At 69.3% G+C, this 21075-nt stretch carries 19 protein-coding genes; 4 read left to right on the top strand and 15 right to left on the bottom strand.

Features of this window, described 5'->3' with window-relative positions; all coding sequences use genetic code 11:
• Positions 1 to 111: 111 nt before the first annotated feature.
• From murD to G8O29_RS10320, 14 genes are all read right to left on the bottom strand, one after another.
• Positions 112 to 1512 carry a UDP-N-acetylmuramoyl-L-alanine--D-glutamate ligase gene (gene murD / locus G8O29_RS10385; protein ID WP_166403164.1) on the bottom strand — a complete coding sequence of 467 codons (1401 nt, stop codon included), beginning with the start codon at positions 1510 to 1512 and terminating at the stop codon, positions 112 to 114.
• Positions 1513 to 1578: 66 nt separating this feature from the next.
• Positions 1579 to 3111 (bottom strand): tetratricopeptide repeat protein, encoded by a 1533-nt coding sequence (locus G8O29_RS10380; protein ID WP_166403163.1) that lies wholly within the window; start codon positions 3109 to 3111, stop codon positions 1579 to 1581.
• 194 nt (positions 3112 to 3305) lie between these two features.
• Positions 3306 to 4370, bottom strand: a complete 1065-nt coding sequence (locus G8O29_RS10375; RefSeq protein WP_166403162.1) for an endonuclease/exonuclease/phosphatase family protein — start codon at positions 4368 to 4370, stop codon at positions 3306 to 3308.
• Between the two features lie 83 nt (positions 4371 to 4453).
• The gene (gene mraY / locus G8O29_RS10370; protein WP_166403161.1) at positions 4454 to 5536 is read right to left on the bottom strand and encodes a phospho-N-acetylmuramoyl-pentapeptide-transferase; all 1083 of its coding nucleotides are present in this window, start codon (positions 5534 to 5536) and stop codon (positions 4454 to 4456) included.
• Positions 5537 to 6973, bottom strand: a complete 1437-nt coding sequence (locus G8O29_RS10365) for a UDP-N-acetylmuramoyl-tripeptide--D-alanyl-D-alanine ligase (RefSeq protein ID WP_166403160.1) — start codon at positions 6971 to 6973, stop codon at positions 5537 to 5539.
• Positions 6973 to 8454: a UDP-N-acetylmuramoyl-L-alanyl-D-glutamate--2,6-diaminopimelate ligase gene (locus tag G8O29_RS10360; protein WP_166403159.1), complete on the bottom strand. Its 1482-nt coding sequence runs from the start codon at positions 8452 to 8454 to the stop codon at positions 6973 to 6975. The genes G8O29_RS10365 and G8O29_RS10360 overlap by 1 nt, the downstream gene beginning before the upstream one ends.
• Before the next feature lie 12 nt (positions 8455 to 8466).
• Positions 8467 to 10257, bottom strand: coding sequence for a peptidoglycan D,D-transpeptidase FtsI family protein (locus G8O29_RS10355; protein ID WP_166403158.1), 1791 nt, complete (start codon positions 10255 to 10257; stop codon positions 8467 to 8469).
• A 3-nt stretch (positions 10258 to 10260) separates the two neighbouring features.
• Entirely contained in the window at positions 10261 to 10617 is a 357-nt protein-coding gene (gene ftsL / locus G8O29_RS10350; RefSeq protein WP_166403157.1) for a cell division protein FtsL, read from the bottom strand.
• Positions 10618 to 11619, bottom strand: coding sequence for a 16S rRNA (cytosine(1402)-N(4))-methyltransferase RsmH (rsmH, locus tag G8O29_RS10345; RefSeq protein WP_166403156.1), 1002 nt, complete (start codon positions 11617 to 11619; stop codon positions 10618 to 10620).
• A 3-nt stretch (positions 11620 to 11622) separates the two neighbouring features.
• Positions 11623 to 12138: a division/cell wall cluster transcriptional repressor MraZ gene (locus G8O29_RS10340; protein ID WP_166403155.1), complete on the bottom strand. Its 516-nt coding sequence runs from the start codon at positions 12136 to 12138 to the stop codon at positions 11623 to 11625.
• Between the two features lie 629 nt (positions 12139 to 12767).
• Positions 12768 to 13391: a TetR/AcrR family transcriptional regulator gene (locus G8O29_RS10335; protein ID WP_166403154.1), complete on the bottom strand. Its 624-nt coding sequence runs from the start codon at positions 13389 to 13391 to the stop codon at positions 12768 to 12770.
• Between the two features lie 16 nt (positions 13392 to 13407).
• Positions 13408 to 13866, bottom strand: coding sequence for a VOC family protein (locus G8O29_RS10330; RefSeq protein WP_166403153.1), 459 nt, complete (start codon positions 13864 to 13866; stop codon positions 13408 to 13410).
• A gap of 34 nt (positions 13867 to 13900) precedes the next feature.
• Positions 13901 to 14380 carry a VOC family protein gene (locus G8O29_RS10325; RefSeq protein ID WP_166403152.1) on the bottom strand — a complete coding sequence of 160 codons (480 nt, stop codon included), beginning with the start codon at positions 14378 to 14380 and terminating at the stop codon, positions 13901 to 13903.
• 68 nt (positions 14381 to 14448) lie between these two features.
• Complete coding sequence (locus G8O29_RS10320; protein WP_166403151.1) at positions 14449 to 15516, bottom strand: Mrp/NBP35 family ATP-binding protein; 1068 nt, start codon at positions 15514 to 15516, stop codon at positions 14449 to 14451.
• A gap of 249 nt (positions 15517 to 15765) precedes the next feature.
• Here G8O29_RS10320 and G8O29_RS10315 point away from each other — a divergent pair, with 249 nt between their 5' ends.
• The 4 genes from G8O29_RS10315 to G8O29_RS10300 all read left to right on the top strand — a co-directional run bounded on the left by G8O29_RS10315 (position 15766) and on the right by G8O29_RS10300 (position 19352).
• Complete coding sequence (locus G8O29_RS10315) at positions 15766 to 15981, top strand: DUF1127 domain-containing protein (protein ID WP_166403150.1); 216 nt, start codon at positions 15766 to 15768, stop codon at positions 15979 to 15981.
• Between the two features lie 579 nt (positions 15982 to 16560).
• The gene (locus tag G8O29_RS10310) at positions 16561 to 17709 is read left to right on the top strand and encodes a benzoate/H(+) symporter BenE family transporter (protein WP_166403149.1); all 1149 of its coding nucleotides are present in this window, start codon (positions 16561 to 16563) and stop codon (positions 17707 to 17709) included.
• 226 nt (positions 17710 to 17935) lie between these two features.
• Positions 17936 to 18802 carry an S-methyl-5'-thioadenosine phosphorylase gene (locus tag G8O29_RS10305; protein WP_166403148.1) on the top strand — a complete coding sequence of 289 codons (867 nt, stop codon included), beginning with the start codon at positions 17936 to 17938 and terminating at the stop codon, positions 18800 to 18802.
• 10 nt (positions 18803 to 18812) lie between these two features.
• Positions 18813 to 19352, top strand: a complete 540-nt coding sequence (locus G8O29_RS10300) for an adenine phosphoribosyltransferase (RefSeq protein WP_128515737.1) — start codon at positions 18813 to 18815, stop codon at positions 19350 to 19352.
• A 284-nt stretch (positions 19353 to 19636) separates the two neighbouring features.
• Here the strand turns inward: G8O29_RS10300 and G8O29_RS10295 are convergent, their stop codons facing one another.
• Positions 19637 to 21046, bottom strand: coding sequence for an FAD-binding oxidoreductase (locus G8O29_RS10295; RefSeq protein WP_166403147.1), 1410 nt, complete (start codon positions 21044 to 21046; stop codon positions 19637 to 19639).
• Positions 21047 to 21075: the final 29 nt, after the last annotated feature.

Raw genomic sequence — 21075 nt, 5'->3', positions numbered from 1 at the left:
AAAATACTCCCGCGCGGAGCGCCCCCGAGGAGGAGGGCGAAGTCCCGACGACGAGACAAAAGCCTTGCGCGTCAGCGCTCGATTTGAAAACCGCCCGAACCCGCGCAGCTGTCAGCCGATCAGCGCCTTCACCCGCGCAGTGAAATCCTCGCCGCGCTTCTCGAAATTCGGATATTGGTCGAAACTCGCCGCGGCCGGGGCCAGCAGCACGACCTCGCCCGCCTGGGCTTCCTCGGCCGCACGCGCCACGGCGCGCTCCATCGTCTCGCAGATCTCATGCGGCGTCTCGCCCACCTGCAAGGCGAAATCCCGCGCTGAATGGCCGATGAAATAGGCTTTCACCACCGAGCCCAGAAGCGGCTTCAGACTGGCGATCCCGCCCTCTTTCCCATGGCCCCCGGCGATCCAGCGGATGCGCGGAAAGGCCTGCAAGGCCTTGGCCGCCGAATCCACATTCGTCGCCTTGCTGTCGTTCACGAAGCGCACCCCGGCCCGCTCACCCACCAGCTGGCTGCGATGCGGCAGGCCCGCGAAGGAATGCAGCGCCCCCTCGATCAGCTTCGGCGCCAGGCCCAGCGCCCGGCAGGCCGCATAGGCCGCACAGGCGTTCTGGTGGTTGTGCGCGCCCGGCAGGCCCTTCACCTCGCGCAGGTCGATCGACGCCACCTGCCGCCCCTTGCGCCACTCGGCCAGAAACCCCTTGCGCGCAAAGACAGACCAGCCGAAGCCCTCCAGCTTCGTCCCTGACGAGACCCGGATCACCCGGTCGTCCTGCGCCCCCTGCGCCAGAGCGCCCGCCAGATACCGCCCCTCGACCTCATCCACGCCGATCACCGCCCGGTCCGGCCCGCCCATGGTGAACAGCCGCGCCTTGGCGGCGAAATAACCGCCCATGCCCCCGTGCCGGTCCAGGTGATCCGGCGACAGGTTGGTGAACACCGCCACATCCGGCGTCAGCGCACGCGCAAGTTCGGTCTGGTAGGAGGACAGTTCCAGCACCACCACCTCGCCCTCGCCGGGCGGGTCGATCGACAGGACCCCCTTGCCGATGTTCCCGGCCATCTGCACGGGCTTTCCGGCCGCACGGAGGATATGGTGGATCAGCGCCGTCGTCGTGGATTTGCCGTTCGATCCCGTGACCGCCACGATCTTCGGCGGGGTCTCCATCTCGTCCCACTCGGTTCCGGCGGCACTCTGGAAGAACAGCCCGATGTCGTTGTCAACCGGCACGCCAAGTTCCAGCGCGCGGGCGATGATCGGATGGGCCGCGGGATAAAGATGCGGGATGCCCGGAGAGGTCACCAGACAGGCCACCCCCTCCAGGCTCGCGTGGCGGGTCAGGTCGGTCAGGGTGAAGCCCTCCGCCTCGGCCTTCGCGCGCGCCTCGGGGCTGTCGTCCCAGAGCAGCGGCTCCGCCCCCCCGGCCCGCAGCGCGGCGGCCGTCGCCAGCCCCGACCGGCCCAGACCCAGCACCGCCACCCGCTCGCCCTTGTAACCCTTGACCGGGATCATGCTTTCCCCCCTTGCGCTGCCACAGGGATAGGTCAGGGCAGGCGCAAGGGAAAGGGGGGCCGCGCGTCAATCGACGCGTCTCGGCTCCAATCCCTGGCGCAGGGACAGTCCGGGGGCCGTCGCCTGGGCCGTTGCCCACAGCGACTCGAGCCCTGGCCGATGGACCGAGCCGGGCAGAGCCGAAAGGATCAGGGCGCGGAAGTTGCGCACCACCTTCTGCGTCGCCGGGTGCAGGTCGCCCAGCGTCTCGCGCAGGATGGCCAGCGCCTGGGCATAAAGCGTCTCGGCTTCCTCCGGGCGGCCCTGCGCCTCGACCACGCCGGCCAGGTTGTTCAGCCCCACGCCATAGTCGCGATGCGTCGCTCCGATGGTGGCGCGGTCGACCTCCAGCGCCAGGCGGAACAGCCTTTCCGCCTCGGGCAGACGCCGCGCGGCACGCACCACCTCGGCCAGGGCGCAGATCCGGCCGGCGAAGTCGGGATGCGTCCGGCCGGCCAGATCCTGATCCAGATGCAGCGCGCGGCGATACAGCGCCTCGGCCTCGTCCAGCCGGCCCTGCCCCTCACGCAATTCGGCCAGCCCGGTGAGGCAGGCGATGGCGACAGGATGCCTTCCGCCCGGCAGACGCTGCGCAAGGTCCAGCGCCCGCAGATGCAGCGGCTCGGCCTCGGAGTCGCGATCCTGCGCCCGCAACAGGCCGGCCAGCGCGTTCAGCCGCGCGCAATAGTCCGGATGCGCCTCGCCCGGTGCGGTCCGGGTGACCTCCAGCGCCTTGCGCAGGGCCGCCTCGGCCTCGGGCAGCCGGTCCTGGGCCTCCAGCACGCGCGCCAGTTGCGCCAGATGGCGGGCGTGGTCGGCGCCTCGCACGCCCTCGGCCCGACGCCCGCCCACCACGGCCTTGCGCAGGAAGCCCTCGGCCTCGGCCAGGCGGTCCTGCGCCTCCAGCGTCAGGGCGTGGTCGGCCATCGCCAGGGCCTGGTCCGCCGCCGAGCCCTCGGTCTCGGCCAGGACCAGCATCCCCTTGCCGAAGCGGAAGGCTGCGGTCAGGTCGCCCGTGCGGCAGGCGGCCGCCCGCGCCTTTCCCAGGTGGCGCAGGTCGGGGTCCAGCCGCGCGGCCAGGGCATATTGCTCGGCCGCCAGGGGCCAGAGCAGCGCCAGTTCGGCCAGAAGACCACGGGCATGGGCCAGCTTTGCCGCAAACCCGGCGGGGCCCGAGGTCGCCGCGGCAATCCCGGCCAGAACCGCCTCTGCCCGCTCTGCATCCCCGGCCGCAAGCGCCGCCCGCGCCTCGGTCAGGGGTCCAAGCTCCACGATGCCCGCCCGGGTCATTTCGGCAAGACACCGCTCCGCCTCGTCCAGCCCGCTGCGCCACGGATCACCGTCCCAGGGCAGCGCCGCCATGCGCTCCAGCGTCACATCCAGCGCGGCATGGGCCCGGGCCAGTTCACGCCGCAACGGCAGGGCTTCCTCCTCGGTCGCCGCGCGCAGTTGCAGGAAAAGCGCCTCGCAGTCGGACCGCAGCTCTTCCGCCAGGGACCGCAAGCCCGCCCCGGATGTGCCGAGGTCCGTCCCGCCCGGTCCGGGGGACGCATCCTGCATCGCTGAAGCTGCCCTCCCGGTCTGCTGCGCCACGTCCTGCCCGCACGACGGCAACCGTCCCCGCATGACGATCGCTTCCGGTTTAGGCGAGGCCCCGATCTCTCGCAAGAGTTGCGGAGGCTTCGGGCACCAGCGGCCGGGCAGGTGACGACGCGGTGCAACACCGCCGCCACCCGTGCAGGGCCGCTGCGGGCTCAGCCCGCCGGGCCGGCCATCAGGGCCCGCGCCTCGGCCTTCATCGGGCGATAGCGGAAGCGGGCCGAGACGATGCCGTGGTCGTTGGTGCCGCTGTCCTTGTGGTCGTCCCAGTTCAGGTGGTCGTTCATCACCACCATGCCAGCGAACAGCCAGATCCGCTTGCGGCTGTTGTCGTAGAACTCCTGGCTGACCAGGATGTGGTCCAGGCTTTCCATCATGTCCTGATGGATATGGGTGTAATAGACGTCCCGCGTGTTGCGGTATTCCTGCAAGGTCTGGGCCGTGTAAAGCGCCAGGTCGCCACCGCCGATGCTGTCGCCGACCAGATAGCGCGGCTGCTCGGTCAGGATGTTCGCGGTGTTCGACATCTGGCCGTCGTTGATGTCGCCCAGCACGATCACCGGCGCATCGGTGCCGCGCATCAGCCCGGTCAGCAGGAAGCGCAGCGCCGAGGCCTCGGCCGTGCGCCGGATGGTGGACAGCGCGGAACCCAGGTTGGTCTGGTGCGGCTTGTAGCCCTCGCGGTCGGCGTTGAACCAGCGTTCGCGGAAGACCCTGGTCGGGTCCTTGGACTTGAAATGACAGACGAAGACATGGACCAGCGGCTGGTCGTCGCGCGGGCGGATGGTGAAATGCAGAACGGGCCGGGAAAAGCCGCGCAGCTTCACGCTGATCGCGGCGGTCTGCGGATCGTCGCCCCGGCTTTCCAGCACGAAGGCCTCGGGGAAGTCGCTGATCCACTCGGGCCTGCCCACCAGAAGCCCCTTCGCCACCATCGCCGCGCAGAGGATGCGGGTGCCATCGGCATCCGGCGGGATCAGCAGGTCGTATTCCGCCGCCAGCCCCGCCGCCGCCACCGCCCGCTCCAGCGAGGCGCGGTGCCACAGCTCCTGAAACCCCATCACATGCGGCTTCAGCCGGGTCATGACACGGGCCGTCCAGTCGATCTTCAGGTCATAGGCCGCCTGCGACCAGCCGTCGTCATCGCGGTACAGTGGCAGGCCGGATTCGTTCAGGTTCAGAAGGTTGAAGGTGGCAATATCCAGCGCACGAAGTTTCATGGCGAAATCCTTCGGGTTTCAATGCCGCGACCATAGCACGAAACGCGCCGGAAATCGCCCCCGAAAGCCGCCGGCGAAAGCCCCTACCGCACCTTCAGCGTCGCCAGGCCGATCAGCGCCAGGATCAGGCTGATGATCCAGAACCGGATCACGATCTGCGGCTCGGCCCAGCCCTTCTTCTCGAAATGGTGGTGGATCGGCGCCATCAGGAAGATGCGCTTCTTCGTGCGCTTGTAATACAGCACCTGGATGATGACCGACAGCGCCTCGACCACGAACAGGCCGCCGACGATGGCCAGCACGATCTCGTGCTTGGTGCAGACCGCGATCGCCCCCAGCGCGCCGCCCAGGGCCAGCGACCCGGTGTCGCCCATGAACACCGCCGCCGGCGGGGCGTTGTACCACAGGAAGCCCAGGCCCCCGCCGCACAGCGCGGCGGTGAAGATCAGCAGCTCCGAGGTGCCGGGCACATAGTGCACGTCCAGATACTGGGTGAAGTCCACCCGCCCGACCGCATAGGCGATGATGCCCAGCGTTCCGGCCGCGATCATCACCGGCATGATCGCCAGCCCGTCCAGCCCGTCGGTCAGGTTGACCGCATTCGCCGCGCCGACGATCACGATCATGCCGAAGGGCACGAAGAAGAGCCCCAGGTCCACGAGCGCGTTCTTGAAGAAGGGAAAGGCCAGCTGGTCGGTCAGCTCTGCGGGGTGGAACATCGCCGCCGCATAGGCCGCCAGCGCCGCGATCAGCAGGCCAAGACCCATCCGCACCCGGCCCGACACGCCCCTGGCGTTCTGCTTGGTCACCTTGGCATAGTCGTCGGCAAAGCCGATCAGGCCAAAGCCCAGCGTCACCAGGATCACGATCCAGACGAAGGGATTGTCCAGCCTGGCCCAGAGCACGGTCGAGACCATCAGCGCCGACAGGATCAGCAGGCCCCCCATCGTGGGCGTGCCCGCCTTGGAGAAATGGCTCTGCGGCCCGTCGTCGCGGATCGGCTGGCCCTTGCCCTGCTTGCGCCGCAACAGGTCGATCAGCGGGCGCCCGAACAGGAACCCGAACAAGAGCGCCGTGACAAAGGCGCCGCCGGCGCGCACGGTGATATAGCGGAACAGGTTGAACACCCCGCCCCCATCGGAAAACTCGGCAAGCCAGTAGAACATTCAGAGGGTCCCTTCCTTCGGGCTTGCCGCCTGCCCCATTTTTCGCAGGGCGTCAACGACCAGACTGACTTTCGATCCTTTCGAGCCCTTGACCAGAAGGATGTCGCCTGCGTCGATCAGGCTGCGGGCGCGGGCCGCCAGTTCGGCCGCGGTCTCGGTCCATTCCCCGCGCTGTCCGCGCGGCAGGGCGTCGTAAAGCGCCCGCATCCGGGGGCCGACGCAATGGATGACGCTGATCGCCGCCAGTCCCGGGTGCCGGGCGATGGCGGCATGCAGTTCGGCCTCGGTCGGGCCAAGTTCCAGCATGTCGCCCAGCACGGCGATCCGGCGGCCGCCGCCGACACGGCCGATCCCGTCCACGGGCCTGGCCGCGATCAGCACGTCCAGCGCCGCCGCCATCGAGGCCGGATTGGCGTTGAAGGCATCGTCGATCAGGTCGAAGTAGGTCTCCTCGACCACATCCAGCACGATCCTCTCACGCTGGCCGCGGCCCGAGGGCGGCGCCCAGCGGCCCAGATCATGGGCCGCGATCATAGGGTCGGCCCCCAGCGCCTCGGCCGCGGCCAGCGCCGCCAGCGCGTTCAGCGCGAAATGCCGACCCGGCGAGGACACCTTGAACAGCAGCGGCGCTCCGTTCCGGCTGGCGCGGCAGACCGTCGCCTCGTCGCAAAGCCGCGCCTCGATCAGCCGCCAGTCCGCCCCCGCGCTTTCGCCGAAGCTCACCGCCCGCGCCCCGACCGCCTGCGCCCTGTCGCGCAGGATCGCCGCCGTGGCGATGTCGGTGTTGTACAGCGCGACGCCGCCCGGCCGCAGCCCGTCGAAGATCGAGGCCTTCTCATGCGCGATGCCCTCGATGCTGTCGAAGGCTTCCAGATGCGCCGGGGCGACGGTCGTCACCATGGCCACGTCCAGCCGGGCCAGTCGGGCCAGAGGCGCGATCTCGCCGGGATGGTTCATCCCGATCTCGATCACCGCGAATTCCGTGTCCGCCGGCATCCGCGCCAGGGTCAGCGGCACGCCCCAGTGGTTGTTGTAGCTCGCCTCGGCGGCATGGGTGCGCCCCTGCCCGGACAGGACCTGCCGCAGCATCTCCTTGGTCGAGGTCTTGCCGACCGAGCCGGTGATCCCCACCACCTTCGCCCCGGTCCGCGCCCGGGCCGCGGCACCCAGCGCCGCAAGCGCCTTCAGCACATCGGGCACGACCAGAAGCGGCGCATCCGGGGCCACGGCCTCGGGCACCCGGCTGACCAGAGCCGCCGAGGCCCCCTTCTCCAGCGCCTGCGCCACGAAATCATGCCCGTCGCGCACGTCCTTCAGCGCCACGAACAGGTCGCCCGGTTGCAGGGTCCGCGTGTCGATGGAAACGCCCGAGGCCTCCCACGGCCTCGTCACCCGCCCGCCCGTCGCCTGTGCGGCATCCGCTGACGTCCACAGCATCAGATCACCCCGTCCAGAGCCGCCACCGCAACGCTGGCCTGTTCCACATCGTCGAAGGGATAGACATCGGTCCCGATCACCTGCCCGCTTTCATGGCCCTTGCCCGCGATCAGGACCGCATCGCCCGGCTGCGCCGAATCCACCGCCCGCAGGATCGCCTCGGCCCGGTCGCCGACCTCGTTCGCCTCGGGGCAGGCGGCAAGGATCGCGGCGCGGATCGCGGCGGGATCCTCGGTGCGGGGGTTGTCGTCGGTGACGTACAGCACATCGGCATGGGCCTTCGCCGCCGCACCCATCAAGGGCCGCTTGGTCCGGTCGCGGTCGCCGCCCGCGCCGAAGACGACGATGATCCGCCCCATCACATGCGGGCGCAGTGCCTTCAGCGCGGTTTCCAGCGCATCGGGGGTGTGGGCGTAATCGACATAGACCGCCGCCCCGTTCCGCCGTGTGGCGGCCAGCTGCATCCGGCCCCTGACCCCCGTCAGACGCGGCAGAACCGCCAGCACCGCCTCGGGCGCCTCGCCGGCCGCGATCGCAAGGCCTGCGGCCACGGCCACATTCTCGGCCTGGAAGGCGCCGATCAGCGCCAGACGGGTCTGGAAGGCGCGGCCCTGCCACAGATAGCGCACCTCCTGCCCGGTGGCATCCGGGCGCGTCGCGGCGATCCGCAGATCCGCCCCCTGACCCTTGCCCACGGTCAGCACCCTGAGCCCCCGGTTCAGCGCCAGTTCCGCCATGTCCGATCCGCGCGCGCCGTCCAGGTTGATGACCGCCACGCCATCCTCGGGCAGAAGCCGGGTGAACAGCTGCGCCTTGGCGGCGAAATAGGCCTCCATCGTGCCGTGATAATCCAGGTGATCCTGCGTCAGGTTGGTGAAGCCGGCCGCCTTCAGCCGCACCCCGTCCAGCCGCCGCTGGTCGATGCCGTGGGACGAGGCCTCCATCGCCGCATGGGTCACGCCGCCCTGCGCCGCCGCTGCAAGAAGCTTCTGCAAGGTGACGGGATCCGGCGTCGTGTGCCCCGAAGGCGCGGTCCAGGCGCCCTCGATCCCGGTGGTGCCGATGTTGATCGCCTCGCGGCCCAGCGCCGCCCAGATCTGGCGGGTGAAGGTCGCGACCGAGGTCTTGCCGTTCGTCCCCGTCACCGCCACCATGACCTCGGGCTGAGCGCCGAACCACAGGGCCGCCGCGCAGGCCAGAGCCGCGCGCGGATCCTCGGCCACCACCAGCGCCACGTCCGAATCGGCCAGCACATCACCCGCCATCCGGGCCCCATCGGCGTCGGTCAGAACCGCCGCCGCGCCCTGTTCCAGCACCTGCGGGATGAATCTCGCCCCATGCGTGGCCGTGCCCGGCAGCGCGGCAAACAGCATCCCCGGCCGCACCTGCCGGCTGTCCGCCGTCACCCCCGACAGCGCCGGATCGCGCCCGGCCCGGGCCGTCAGTCCCAGGTCCGATAGCCGTGTCGCGCGCGCCGTCATGTCCCGCTCCTGTCAGTTGCTCGCGGCAGTTACCGCATCCGGCGCGACGGGTTCAAGCTTCGGCCGCAGTCCCATCAGCGGCGCAACGCGCCGGATGATCTCGGCCGCGACCGGCACGGCGGTCCAGCCGGCGGTGCGCCGCGTCTCGCTCAGGGCGGTATCCATCGGCTCGTCCAGAGTCACGATCAGCACATACTGCGGGTTCGAGGCCGGAAAGACCGAGGCGAAGGTGTTGATCACCTTGTCCTTGTAGTATCCGCCGGACTTCTTCGGCTTGTCCGCCGTCCCGGTCTTGCCCGCGACCTCGTAGCCCGGCACCTCGCCCAAAGAGGCCGTGCCCTCCGTCACCACCCGGCGCAGCATGGCGACCGATTCCCGCGCGGCCTTTTCGCTCATCACCCGGACGCCGGTCGTCGGCCCCTCGCGCTTCAGCAGCGTGGGCTTGATCATCACCCCGCCATTGGCGATCGCGGCATAGGCGGCGGCAAGGTGCATCGGACTTGCCGACAGGCCGTGGCCGTAAGAGGTGGTGATGGTGACGATCTCGGGCCATTTCTTCGGGATCAGCGGCTTGGCGCCGGGGGCCTCGATCAGTTCCAGCGGCGTCGGCTCGAAAAAGCCCAGCGACTTCAGGAAGGCCTGCTGGCGCAAGGGCCCGATCATCAGCGCGATATGCGCCGTGCCGACGTTCGAGGATTTCGCGATCACGTCCGACACCGAAAGCAGCGGGCCGTAGTTCTTGTTCTCGAACTCCTTGATCTTGTGCTTGCCCCAGATCATGGGCGCGTTGGCATCGACCATCGTGTCGGGTTTCACCAGGCCCAGCTCCAGCGCCTGGGCCGCGGCGAAGATCTTGAAGGTCGAGCCCAGCTCGTAGACCCCCTGCACCGCGCGGTTGAACAGCGGGCTGTCGCCGGGTTCGGCGTCCTTGTCCACCAGCGGGTTGGGGCGGTTGTTCGGATCGAAGGTCGGCAGCGAGGCCAGCGCCAGAACCTCGCCGGTGCGCACATCCATCAGGATCGCCGCCGCGCCCTTGGCGTTCAGCATCGACATGCCGGCCGCCAGCACCTCTTCGACCGTGGCCTGAAGCGACAGGTCGATCGACAGCGCCACGGGCTTCGTGCCCTGCGCGGGGTCGCGCAGGCGCGCATCCAGCGCCTTCTCGATCCCCGCCACCCCCACCACCTCGGCCGAATGCACGCCCTCGGCCCCGAAGGAGGTGCCGCCCAGGATATGCGCGGCCAGCGAGCCGTTGGGATAAAGCCGCTTTTCCCGCGGCCCGAACAGCAGGCCGGGATCGCCGATCTCGTGGACGCGCTGCATCTGTTCGGGGCTCAGGATCTTGCGGATCCAGACAAAGCTGCGCCCGTCGGTAAAGCGCCGCTCCAGCGCCTTGGCGTCAAGGTCGGGGAAGATCGCCGCCAGTTTCTCGGCCGAGCCCTTCGGATCGACCATCACCCTGGGATGGGCGTAAAGCGCATGCGTGGTCATGTTGGTGGCCAGCACCCGGCCGTTGCGGTCGGTGATGTCGGCCCGCTGCGCGATGATCTCGGCCCCCGGCGCGCGCGATCGCGGCTCGACCGGCTCGGTCGCGGCCATCAGCCCCATGCGCGCGCCGATGGCCCCGAAGGCCATCACGAAGCTTGCGCACAGCACCACCAGGCGGAACTGCGCCCGGGCGCGCGCCTTTTCGCGCAGCGCCTCGTGCCGGATGCGCAGGTTTTCCTTCTCGATACTGTCGGGGTTCAACCCCTCCTGACGGGCCTGAAGGATGCGGGCCAGCGGGCGAAGCGGTGTGCGCATGGGTTACAGCCCCTCGTCCGGCAGGGCCAGCGTGCCCTGGATGTCGGTGGAAAAGCTGATCTCGGGCAGCTTCGGGCGGGGATAGGCGATCTGGGCCGCGGTGCCGAACTGGCCGGGCTCCATCGGCAGAAGGCCCAGCCGGTCGAAATTGGCGGTCGCCAGCTGGCGCAGCCGGTCGGGGCGGTTGAGATAGGCCCATTCCGCCCGCTGCACCGACAGGGCCTCGCGCAGGCCGACGATCTCGCGTTGCAGCGCCTGGACCTCCTTCAGCGCGGCCTGGGTCGCGTAATTCTCGCGGTAGGCCCAGAAGCCCAGCGCGATCAGCGCAAGGAAGGACAGGACATAAAGCACCGGGCGCATCTATCGGCGTCCTTTCTTCTGCATGTCGGGCAGGCCAAGCTCGGCCGGGCCGAGCCGCTGCGCCGGGGCCTCGGTCCGCCGCCCGACACGCAGCTTGGCCGACCGCGCGCGGGGGTTGCGCGCCACCTCGGCCGCATCCGGCGCCACGGCCTTCTTCGTGACCATCGCGAAGCGCGCGGCGCTGTCGGTGCGGGCGGGCGCATAGCGGTTGGCATTGGCCTCATGGCCCGACGCCAGCTGGAAGAACCGCTTCACGATCCGGTCCTCCAGGCTGTGGAACGTCACCACCGCCAGGAGGCCGCCGGGTTTCAGCGCGCGTTCGGCGGCGTTCAGCCCCTCGGCCAGTTCCTGGAACTCCGCGTTCACCGCGATGCGGATCGCCTGAAAGCTGCGCGTCGCCGGGTGGCTCTGCCCCGGCTTCGGGCGTGGCAGGCATTTCGCCACGATCTCGGCCAGCCGCGCCGTGGTGGTGATCGGCGCCACCGCCCGCGCGGCCACCATGGCACGGGCGATCCGGCGCGCGGCGCGCTCCTCGCCGTAGTGATACAGGATGTCCGCCAGCACGCCCTCGTCGGCGGTGTTCACCAGATCCGCCGCACTCTCGCCCGACTGGCTCATCCGCATGTCCAGCGGGCCGTCCTTCATGAAGGAAAACCCCCGCTCCGCCTGATCCAGCTGCATCGAGCTGACGCCGAGGTCCAGCACCACCCCGTCCAGCGCCTCGCCCGCCAGATCATCCAGCTCCGAGAACCTGCCCGCCACCAGCCGCACCCGGTCGCCATAAGGCGCCGCCCAGTCCGCAGCCATCCGCAAGGCCAGCGGATCGCGGTCCAGCCCGATCACCCGCTCTGCCCCCGCAGCCAGCAGCGCCCGCGTGTAGCCCCCCGCCCCCAGCGTCCCGTCCAACCAGAGGCCGGCCACGGGCGCGCATTCCCGCAGGATCGCATCGATCAGCACGGGGACATGGGGATCGGCGGGCTGGCCTGGCAGCGGACCCGACATGGCCTAGCCCCTGCGCTTGAACATCGAGACCAGCTTGCGCGGATCGGGCGCGTCGGGCTTGTCAACCTGGGCGATGTTGCCGAACCGGGCCTCATAGATGTCGCGGCGATAGATGTGGAACCGGTCGGACTTGCCGGCAAAGACCACCTCGGCCTTCTCCCCGGTCTCGTCGCCCAGAAGCCCCAGCTTCTCGCGCACCCGCGGGGGCAGGACGATGCGGCCGTCCGGCTCGACCTCGACCTTGACCGACCGGGTCAGAAGGTTCAGCTCGGCATCGTCGCGCTCGTCGCCTTCGTCCATCGACTCGATGTCGGCGGCAAGCTGTTCGAAGGCGCGCTTGCTGTAGCATTCCACGAAGGCCCGCATCGGGCCGCCATAGACCATGTGCATCCGGGGGCGGGCAGGATCGGGGGACGAAGGATCGTCGTCCTTCAGGATGGCGCGGAAGTCGGCCGGGATCAGCACCCGAGCCTTGGCATCTACCTTCAGGTAGATCTCGCCGAGGAACCGCTCTGCCATCGCGTCTCGCGACCTCACCAAAACCTGCAAACCCATGCGATGAAAAGAAAAAGGCGGATCGGGTCGCTGCCACTACCCGATCCGCCGCTGTCCCATCGCTGGGCGTCCAGCTACGCGCGCCACCTGGGGGAGATGCTGCTCGCTCGCGCGCCGGATCTCTGTCACCGATGAAAGGGGCTGCCTGTATGAAGCTGCCTTACGCCTTGTTCGGGGTCTTTGGTCCGCCCCTGACTTTCACTGCCCGTCTCACCGATGTGATATGTATGACTGGGCTGAATTGGGAAATCAAGGGAAAAGTTGGGAAATGGCCACTCGATCTTGTATTGCAGCCCCGGCGATAGCAGCATCTTGTGCTGTAAAATCAGCGACCTGCCCCATTTCTAGCCAATCTCGGCAGTTCAGCCCCCACATGTTGTGCCGACCTCACAGGTGATGACAGTCCCGTGATCGGCCGTGCAGTGCCGGATCGGGCTGCCTCGGCCCGGATCTCCGCGATTTCCCGGTCAGAATGCATCCGCGCAGCCCGCCGGACCAGCGGCGGGAGGCGGTCTCCCAGATTTTCCCAGAACCTGTGATTCGAAAGACTCAGACCGGACGGATCTGCGCCCTGTGCCCGGTGCGGGGCCGGCTCAGCCTGTGGCCGCGGGCCGGTCGAACAGCAGCCGCAGATAGCGCTCCAGATGGTCGAAGGCCGCGCGGGCGGGGGCGGGGTCGTTCAGCGCCTTGGCCAGGATGATCCCGCCCTGGGTGGCGACCTGGAACTGCTGCGCCAGACTTTCCGCCGTCACCCCCGGCACCGGATGCGCGGCCAGCGCCTCGGCCAGATGCGGAAGCACATGGTCGAAGCCCGACCGGATGCTGCGCTCGGCCGCTGCGCGGATCGCGGGCGAGGTCTCGTAGCTTTCCTGCACCGTGGTCCCCGCGACACAGGAAAACTCGGGCAAGGGCCGTCCCAGAAATTCCCGGCGCAGGTCCAGATAGGCGAAGACCCGGTCCAGCGGGTCCTCCTTGGCGTTGTAGGGGTGGGCGGCGAACATCGCCCCGGTCATCTCGGTCCAGTCGTCCACCAGCGCCACGCCCAGCGCCTCCTTGCTGGCGAAGTGGTGGAAGAAGGCCCCCTTCGTCACCCCCGCCGCCGCGCAGAGATCATCAACGCTGGTCGCGGCAAAGCCCTTGCGGCGCACAAGATCGCGCGCGGCCGCGATCAGCCGCGCGCGCGCCTCTCCCCTCGGGACGCGGGTAGCTGTGGTCAAACTGGGACCCCGGACATCATGCTCCCTTGTCGATGAGCGCGGGATCGGGTGTCAAGATCGCCCATTTCAGACCGAAGGGGTCGGCCAGAAGCCCCCAGCTGTCGCCCCAGAACTGGCGCTCGAACGGGGCGACCACCGCGCAGCCCGCCGCCACCGCCCGGTCCCACCAGGTCTGGCCATCGGGCACCACCAGTTGCAGATGCCCGCGCGGGATCGGCTCGGTGCCGCCCACCGCGCTCGACATCATGTCGTTGTCGGTCAGCATCAGCGCCCCGCCGTTGATCTCGACCTGGACATGCATGAACTGGCCGGGCCGTCCCTCGAAGGGCATCCGCCCGATGTCCCTGGCACCGAAGGCCTTCATGTAGAATTCCGCCGCCGCCCCCGCCTGGCCGGGCAGGGCGAGATAGGGGATGACCCCCTGCATGACCCGGTCCTCGGGCCGATAGCGCTGGTCTGCATTGGGATCGCTCATCCGGTTCCCCTGTTGCAAGGGCGCGCGCGCCGGTTCAGCCTGAGACCGCCGCCACGGCCGCCTCGATCGCGGCGATGTCGATCCGCTTCTGCTGCATCATCGCCGCCATCGCCGCCCCCGCGACCTTGGCGTCTTCGTGCAGCGTCAACTCGGTCAGCCGCTTCGGGAACACCTGCCAGGACACGCCATATCGGTCCTTCAGCCAGCCGCACATGCTTTCCGCGCCGCCATCCGCCGTCAGCGCATCCCAAAGCCGGTCGCTCTCCGTCTGATCCTCGGTTTCGACGCTGATCGACACCGCCTCGGTCAGCTTGAAATACGGCCCGGCGTCGAGGATCTGATACGGCACGCCCCCCAGCGAGAAGTCGGTGACCGAGTTCTTCCCGCCCTGCCCGTTGTCGAAGGCGAAACTGCGTTCCACCCGGCTGCCGGGGATCAGGCTGCAATAGAAGGCAGCGGCCTCCGGGCCGCGGCCATCCGCGAACCAGAGACACGTGCGGATGCTGTGGGTCATTGGCTCCTCACAATGCTGAAGGAACCTTACATACCAATCGGTATGCAATCAAGCCTGATCTGCGGCCCTCAGCCCATCCCGCCCGCGATCAGCCGGTCGGCCAGCGCCAGATAGGGCGCGGCCAGCGGCCGGTCCGTCGCGGCAATCGGCGTGCCGCTGTCCCCCGCCAACCGCACATCCAGCGCCAGCGGCAGTTCCCCCAGGAACGGCAGGTCCAGCCTCGCCGCCTCGGCCGCCACCCCGCCATGGCCGAAGATATGCGCCTCGTGCCCGCAGTTCGGGCAGATATAGGTGGACATGTTCTCCACCAGCCCCAGCACCGGGGTCTTCAGCTTGCCGAACATGTCCAGCGCCTTGCGCGCGTCCAGCAGCGCCACGTCCTGCGGGGTGGAGACCACGATGGCCCCCGTCAACTGTGTCCGCTGGCACAGCGTCAGCTGCACATCCCCAGTCCCCGGCGGCAGGTCGACGATCAGCACATCCAGCTTCCCCCAGGCCACCTGCCCCAGAAGCTGCTGCAAGGCCCCCATCAGCATCGGGCCCCGCCAGACCACGGCCTCGTCCTCCTTCAGCATCAGCCCGATCGACATCATCGTCACCCCATGCGCGACCAGAGGTTCGATGGTCTTGCCGTCGGGGCTGGAGGGCCGCTGCGACACCCCCATCATCTTCGGCTGGCTCGGACCGTAGATGTCTGCGTCCAGAAGCCCGACCTTCCGCCCCCGCCGCGCCAAAGCCACCGCCAGGTTCGACGCCACCGTCGATTTCCCCACGCCCCCCTTGCCGCTGGCCACCGCGATGATCCGGTCGATCCCCGAAATCCGCTGCGGCCCGCCCTGCTGCGGCGTCGGATGCTGCCCGATCTTCAGCGTCGGAGCCTTCGCCGCCGGCCCATGCGCCGTCATCACCACCTGCACCGAAGTGACCCCCGGCAAGGCCCGTAGCTTCGCCTCCGCCTCGGCCTGCGCCGGACCCAGGGCGCGCGCCTCATCGGGCGTCGCCGCCTCGATCACAAAGCGCACAACGCCCCCCTCGACGCTCAGCGCCCGAATCAGATCGCGGCTGACGAGATCGCCGCCGCCGGGGTGCCCGACCCCCGCCAAGACGCCCATCACCTGGTCCCGATCCACCGCCATCGTTTCAACTCCGCTGAAGATTTGCACTAAGGTCGTAGCGTTTCGGCGCAAGGGCAAGGTCCGTTGACCAGATGCTCAAAAATTCGGCGAAGACCTTGGTAAATCATGACATTTCCGTGACCTCAGCCATGCGCATGCTGCATGGCAGCATTGCCGAGAGCCGCTATTGTGCATCCGCAGCATAAGCCTCATGTTACCCCTAACAGCGCGACAGAACGTTGCTGACCGAACCGAAGAGGCTTGAGTGACATGGCTTATGCAAACACCACTTCCATCGCCCGCAAGGGTATCGCCGACCGCCTGGCCGATCTGAAGGACGCCGTCCTGACCGCAATCGCCCAGCGCCGCGTCTATGCCCGGACCGTGGCCGAGCTGAACGCCCTGACCGACCGCGAACTGGCCGACCTCGGCATCTCGCGGCTGCGGATCGCCGAAATCGCCCGCGAGGCCGCCTACGGCAAGTAAGAATTCGTGAGGTCCCCTCCTCCTCCCTGGGACCGAAGCGATACGCGGCGATGCCCCTCCTCCTCCCTGGGCATCGCCGCTCCCATCCGGGGCTAGACAGCCCCACAAGCATCGGATGACCCACCTCCTCCCGGGTCCTCTGATAACAGCGGCGGTGCCTCTCCTCCTCCCTGGCACCGCCGCGCAAATCTCCGGGCCGCAAGGTCCGATCTTGATCCTTGGCCCTCTCCTCCTCCCTAGGGTCCTGTGATCCCGCGGCGATGCCCCCTCCTCCTCCCTGGGCATCGCCGCACCCATTCCGGGCCGAAGGGCCCAAGTGATCGGGCGCCCACCCTCCTCCCGGGTTGCCTGGTACATGCGGCGGTGCCCGCCCTCCTCCCTGGGCACCGCCGCGCTGAATTCCGGGCCGCAAGAGGCCCGACCGGTATCGGGCGTCCCATCCTCCTCCCGGGATGACCGACTTTGCGGCGGCTCCCCCTCCTCCTCCCTGGGAGCCGCCGCCCTTTCCCCCCCTTGCGGCCCGAAAGCCGGCGCGGAATAGTCCGCCGACCGGATCATCCGGCACGCCCAGGGGACAGGATGCGCCTTTCCATGATCTCGGCCGCGACCGTGGCAGCCCTGGTGGGCTATGCCTCCTCGGTCGCCATCCTGCTGACCGCCGCCACGGCGCTTGGCGCGACCCCGGCGCAGACTGCAAGCTGGCTCTTGGCGATCAGCCTCGGCAAGGCCATCGGCTCCGCGCTCCTGTCGTTCAGATCGAAGGTCCCGGTCGTCCTCGCCTGGTCCACCCCCGGCGCGGCCCTGATCGCCGCAACCTCCGGCATCAGTTTCGCCGAGGGCGTCGGGGCCTTCGTCACAGCAGGTCTTCTGATCGCCGCGACCGGCCTGATCCGCCCGCTTGGCGCCCTTGTCGCCCGCATCCCCGACGGCATCGCCGCCGCCATGCTGGGCGGGGTCCTCCTGCCCTTCTGCCTGAAAGGCGCCACCGCCGCGCAAGGCGCCCCCGCCCTCGTCCTGCCGATGGTCGCGGTCTTCCTGATCGTCCGGCTCTGGAACCCGGCTTTCGCCGTCCTCGCTGCCTTCGCCGCCGGGATCGTGCTGGCGCTTGCCACCGGATCGGACCTCTCCGCCGTCCACCTTGCCGGGCCCCGACTGGAACCCGTGGCCCCCGCCTTCCGCCTGTCTGTGATCCTCGGCCTTGGCCTGCCGCTCTACCTTGTGACCATGGCCTCGCAGAACCTGCCCGGCTTCGCCACCCTGCGCGCGGCGGGCTACGAGCCGCCCGTCAGCGCCGCCCTGACCACGACCGGGGTGATCTCCACCGTCACCGCCTTCTTCGGCGCGCACACTGTCTCGATGGCCGCGATCACCGCCGCGATCTGCCTTGGCCCCGATGTCCACCCAGACCGCGACCGCCGCTGGCTGGTGGGCCTCTTCTACGCCGCCGCCTGGACGCTCCTCGGCCTGCTCAGCCCGACGGTCCTCGACCTGATCGCCGCCCTTCCCGCCGAGGTGGTGGCCGCCCTCGTCGCCCTCGCGCTTCTGTCGCCCCTGACCGGGGCGCTGACCGGCGCTTTCGCCCAGCCCGACCAGCGCCTGCCCGCCGCGCTGACCGTGGTCGTCACCGCCTCGGGCCTGGCCGCCTTGGGCATCGGGGCGGCCTTCTGGGGGCTGGTCGTGGGGCTTCTGGTCTGGGGCCTTGACCACCTGAAGCCACGCCAGGCCTGACCGCTCCGCCTTCGACTTCGTCTCCTCGTCGCATGGGTCGGCCCCGCGAGGAGAAGCGAAGCGCACGACGAGCCGGCCGGCGCGCAATTCCTAACAATTCCCTAACGCCCACGGCCAACTCCCTGAAATCCCTTACCTTCCAAAACGCGCCGCGCGCGGCGCACCCCCTTCCCACACCCGCCCCGCCCCGCTATCCTCCCGCCCGGCCAACCAGAGGGGGGCCCCCATGCAGTGCATGCTCGGCGTGATCGGAGGATCGGGGGTCTACCAGATCGACGGCCTTGAAGGGGCCAGCTGGGTGAAGGTCAAGACCCCCTGGGGCAAGCCCTCGGACGAGGTGCTGGTGGGCCGCCTGAACGGCCTCCCCGTCGCCTTCCTGCCCCGGCATGGAAGGGGCCACGTCCACTCCCCCACCTCCGTCCCCTACCACGCCAACATCGACGCCCTGAAGCGGCTGGGCTGCACCGACATCCTCGCCGTCTCGGCCGTCGGCAGCCTGCGGGAGGACTACGAACCCGGTCACTTCGTCCTGGTAGACCAATTCATCGACCGCACCACCCAGCGGGCCCCCAGCTTCTTCGGCCCCGGCTGCGTCGCCCATGTCAGCCTCGCCGACCCGACCTGCCCGCGCCTCGGCGCGCTGGCCGCCCAGGCCGCCCGGGCCGAGGGCCTGACCGTCCACACCGGCGCGACCTACCTCTCGATGGAAGGCCCCCAGTTCTCTACCCGCGCCGAAAGCCGGATGTACCGGACCTGGGGCGCCGACGTGATCGGGATGACCGGCTTTTCCGAGGCCCGCCTCGCCCGCGAGGCCGAGCTCTGCTACGCCTCGCTCGCCATGGTCACCGACTACGACTGCTGGCACGACAGCCACGGCGCGGTGGACGTGGCGCAGGTGATCGCCGTCGTCCAGGCCAACGCCGCCGCCGCCCGCGGCCTTGTCGCCCGCCTGCCCGCCCTGATGGACCCCGACCGCCAGCCCTGCCCCCATGGCTGCGACCGTGCGCTGACCCGTGCCATCATGACCGCCCCCGACAAACGCGACCCCGACCTCATCGCCAAACTCGACGCCGTCGCCGGGCGCGTCCTTTGAGAGACCCCAGATGACCCCGAAAAAGACCGTCAAGGACTACATCCGCACCATCGTCGACTTCCCGCACGAGGGCATCCTCTTCCGCGACGTGACCACGCTTTTCGCCGATCCGCGCGGCTTCCGCATGTGCGTGGATCAGCTTCTGGCCCCCTATGCCGGCCAGCGGATCGACAAGGTCGCGGGCCTGGAAGCCCGGGGCTTCATCCTTGGCGGGGCCGTCGCTCACCAGCTCTCCACCGGCTTCGTGCCGATCCGCAAGAAGGGCAAGCTGCCGGGCCAGACCATATCCCAGGCCTACAAGCTGGAATACGGCGAGGCCGTGGTCGAGGTGCATGACGACGCGATGCAGCCCGGCGAGAAGGTGCTGCTGGTCGACGATCTCCTCGCCACCGGCGGCACCGCCGAAGCGGGGATCCGCCTGATCGAGCGCCTGGGCGCCGAGGTCGTGGGCTGTGCCTTCGTCGTCGATCTGCCCGACCTTGGCGGCCGCAGGAAGCTGGAGGCGATGGGCATGGATGTCCACGCCCTCTGCGCGTTCGAAGGGCTCTGAGGCGGAAAAACCGGGGGCACCGGAGTTTTCGAAAACTCCGGACCGATTTCTTCCAAGAAATCGGCGGCGCGCGGTGGGCAGGCCGGACCGCGTTAACCTTGCCGAAAGAGAATCACCCTAGAACAGGCTTTGTCAGGGCCACCCACCCTGGCCGCGCTGCTACCCACAGCGTGATCCACACACCCCCCAAGCACCCCGTCGCAGGTTTCCTGCGGCGGGGATGTCTTTCGTCCCCGGCCGACCTGCCCAGGCGAGGCGCGGCGCAGCCGACGACGAGCGTCCCCTCAGCCCAGCACCGCCCCCGGGTTCATGATCCCCGCAGGGTCCAGCGCCGCCTTGATCGCGCGCATCGCCGCCAGCTTGCCCGGATCGCCATAGCGCGCCAGGTCCGCAACCTTCAGCCGCCCGACCCCGTGCTCTGCCGAGACCGACCCGCCGAGGCCATGCACCAGGTCATGCACCACCCGCTTCACTTGATCGCGCACCCCGTCGTGTTCTGCCTTCCCGTGCCCGCGTTCGGGAAACACGTTCCAGTGCAGGTTGCCGTCGCCCAGATGCCCGAAACAGTTCACCCGGAACGCCCCCAGCCCCGCAATCGCGCGCGGCGCGGCCTCGATGAAGCCCGGGATCGCCGACAGGGGCAGCGAGATGTCGTGGCTCGACACCGCCCCCACCTTGCGGTTGGCCAGCGGAATGGTCTCGCGCAGCGCCCAGAGTTCGGCCGCCTGCGCCTCCGACGTGGCAATCACCCCGTCCGTCACCAGCCCGGCCTCCGAGGCCGCCGCATACAGCCCCGCCATCGTCGCCTCTGGCTCCATCCCGGCGGGCAGTTCCAGTTCCAGCAGGACCAGCCAGTCCGGCACCGGATCGAAAGGCGGGCGCAGGCCAAAACCGGCTTCGGCCAGAAAGTCGAAGCCCATCCGGTGGATCAGTTCGAAGGCCGAGACCAGCCCCGCCGCCCGGTCGCCGCTCAGCGCCAGAAGGTCCAGCGCCGCCGCAGGCGAGGGCACCGCCAGCATTGCCACCACCCGCGCGGCGGGTTGCGGGAACAGCTTCAGACTGGCGGCGGTGATCACCCCCAGCGTCCCTTCGGACCCGATCAGCAAATGCCGCAGATCATAACCGGCATTGTCCTTCCGCAGCCGGGTCAAGCCGTTGAAGATGCTGCCGTCCGGCAGCACCGCCTCCAGCCCCAGGCACAGATCGCGCGCATTGCCATAGCGCAGGACGGCCGTCCCCCCGGCATTGGCAGCGAGGTTGCCCCCGATCCGGCAGCTGCCCTCGGAGGCCAGCGACAGCGGAAACAGCCGCCCGACCTTCGCCGCCGCGGCCTGAACATCGGCCAGGATCATGCCCGCCTCGACGACCATCGCGTTCTCCTCCGGCCAGACCCCGCGCAGGGCCGCCATCCGCTCCAGCGACAGCAGAAGCGGCGCCGGACACGATGGCATGATCTGCCCGCCGACCAGACCCGTCCCCCCGCTGACCGGCACCACGCCGACCCGATCCGCCGCGCAGGCCCGCACCAGCGCCGCCACCTCTGCCGTCGTCCGCGGCCGTGCCAGGATCCCGGCCTTGCCGGTCCATCGCGCCCGGGGCTCCTCCAGATGTCGCGGCTCGGGGGCCGACAGCGTGCCCTCCGGCACCAGGCGGGACAGCCTTGCGGCAAAGGCGGCATCGCAGGGGTTCAGCATCGGCATCTCCTTCTGCCCCTACATAGCAA

Source organism: Rhodobacter calidifons (assembly GCF_011174775.1).
Classification (GTDB): Bacteria; Pseudomonadota; Alphaproteobacteria; order Rhodobacterales; family Rhodobacteraceae; genus Tabrizicola; species Tabrizicola calidifons.
This window is presented reverse-complemented; position numbering and strand designations above follow the sequence as displayed.

Excerpts from the sequence above, each read along its gene's own strand:
- mraY (WP_166403161.1), bottom strand. The coding sequence starts at position 5,536 with ATGTTCTACTGGCTTGCCGAGTTTTCCGATGGGGGCGGGGTGTTCAAC.
- G8O29_RS10340 (WP_166403155.1), bottom strand. The coding sequence starts at position 12,138 with ATGGCAGAGCGGTTCCTCGGCGAGATCTACCTGAAGGTAGATGCCAAG.
- murD (WP_166403164.1), bottom strand. The coding sequence starts at position 1,512 with ATGATCCCGGTCAAGGGTTACAAGGGCGAGCGGGTGGCGGTGCTGGGT.
- G8O29_RS10365 (WP_166403160.1), bottom strand. The coding sequence starts at position 6,973 with ATGCTGTGGACGTCAGCGGATGCCGCACAGGCGACGGGCGGGCGGGTG.
- G8O29_RS10330 (WP_166403153.1), bottom strand. The coding sequence starts at position 13,866 with ATGAGCGATCCCAATGCAGACCAGCGCTATCGGCCCGAGGACCGGGTC.
- G8O29_RS10355 (WP_166403158.1), bottom strand. The coding sequence starts at position 10,257 with ATGCGCACACCGCTTCGCCCGCTGGCCCGCATCCTTCAGGCCCGTCAG.
- G8O29_RS10315 (WP_166403150.1), top strand. The coding sequence starts at position 15,766 with ATGGCTTATGCAAACACCACTTCCATCGCCCGCAAGGGTATCGCCGAC.
- G8O29_RS10310 (WP_166403149.1), top strand. The coding sequence starts at position 16,561 with ATGCGCCTTTCCATGATCTCGGCCGCGACCGTGGCAGCCCTGGTGGGC.
- G8O29_RS10295 (WP_166403147.1), bottom strand. The coding sequence starts at position 21,046 with ATGCTGAACCCCTGCGATGCCGCCTTTGCCGCAAGGCTGTCCCGCCTG.
- G8O29_RS10360 (WP_166403159.1), bottom strand. The coding sequence starts at position 8,454 with ATGACGGCGCGCGCGACACGGCTATCGGACCTGGGACTGACGGCCCGG.
- G8O29_RS10380 (WP_166403163.1), bottom strand. The coding sequence starts at position 3,111 with ATGCAGGATGCGTCCCCCGGACCGGGCGGGACGGACCTCGGCACATCC.
- rsmH (WP_166403156.1), bottom strand. The coding sequence starts at position 11,619 with ATGTCGGGTCCGCTGCCAGGCCAGCCCGCCGATCCCCATGTCCCCGTG.
- ftsL (WP_166403157.1), bottom strand. The coding sequence starts at position 10,617 with ATGCGCCCGGTGCTTTATGTCCTGTCCTTCCTTGCGCTGATCGCGCTG.
- G8O29_RS10305 (WP_166403148.1), top strand. The coding sequence starts at position 17,936 with ATGCAGTGCATGCTCGGCGTGATCGGAGGATCGGGGGTCTACCAGATC.
- G8O29_RS10375 (WP_166403162.1), bottom strand. The coding sequence starts at position 4,370 with ATGAAACTTCGTGCGCTGGATATTGCCACCTTCAACCTTCTGAACCTG.
- G8O29_RS10325 (WP_166403152.1), bottom strand. The coding sequence starts at position 14,380 with ATGACCCACAGCATCCGCACGTGTCTCTGGTTCGCGGATGGCCGCGGC.
- G8O29_RS10300 (WP_128515737.1), top strand. The coding sequence starts at position 18,813 with ATGACCCCGAAAAAGACCGTCAAGGACTACATCCGCACCATCGTCGAC.
- G8O29_RS10320 (WP_166403151.1), bottom strand. The coding sequence starts at position 15,516 with ATGGCGGTGGATCGGGACCAGGTGATGGGCGTCTTGGCGGGGGTCGGG.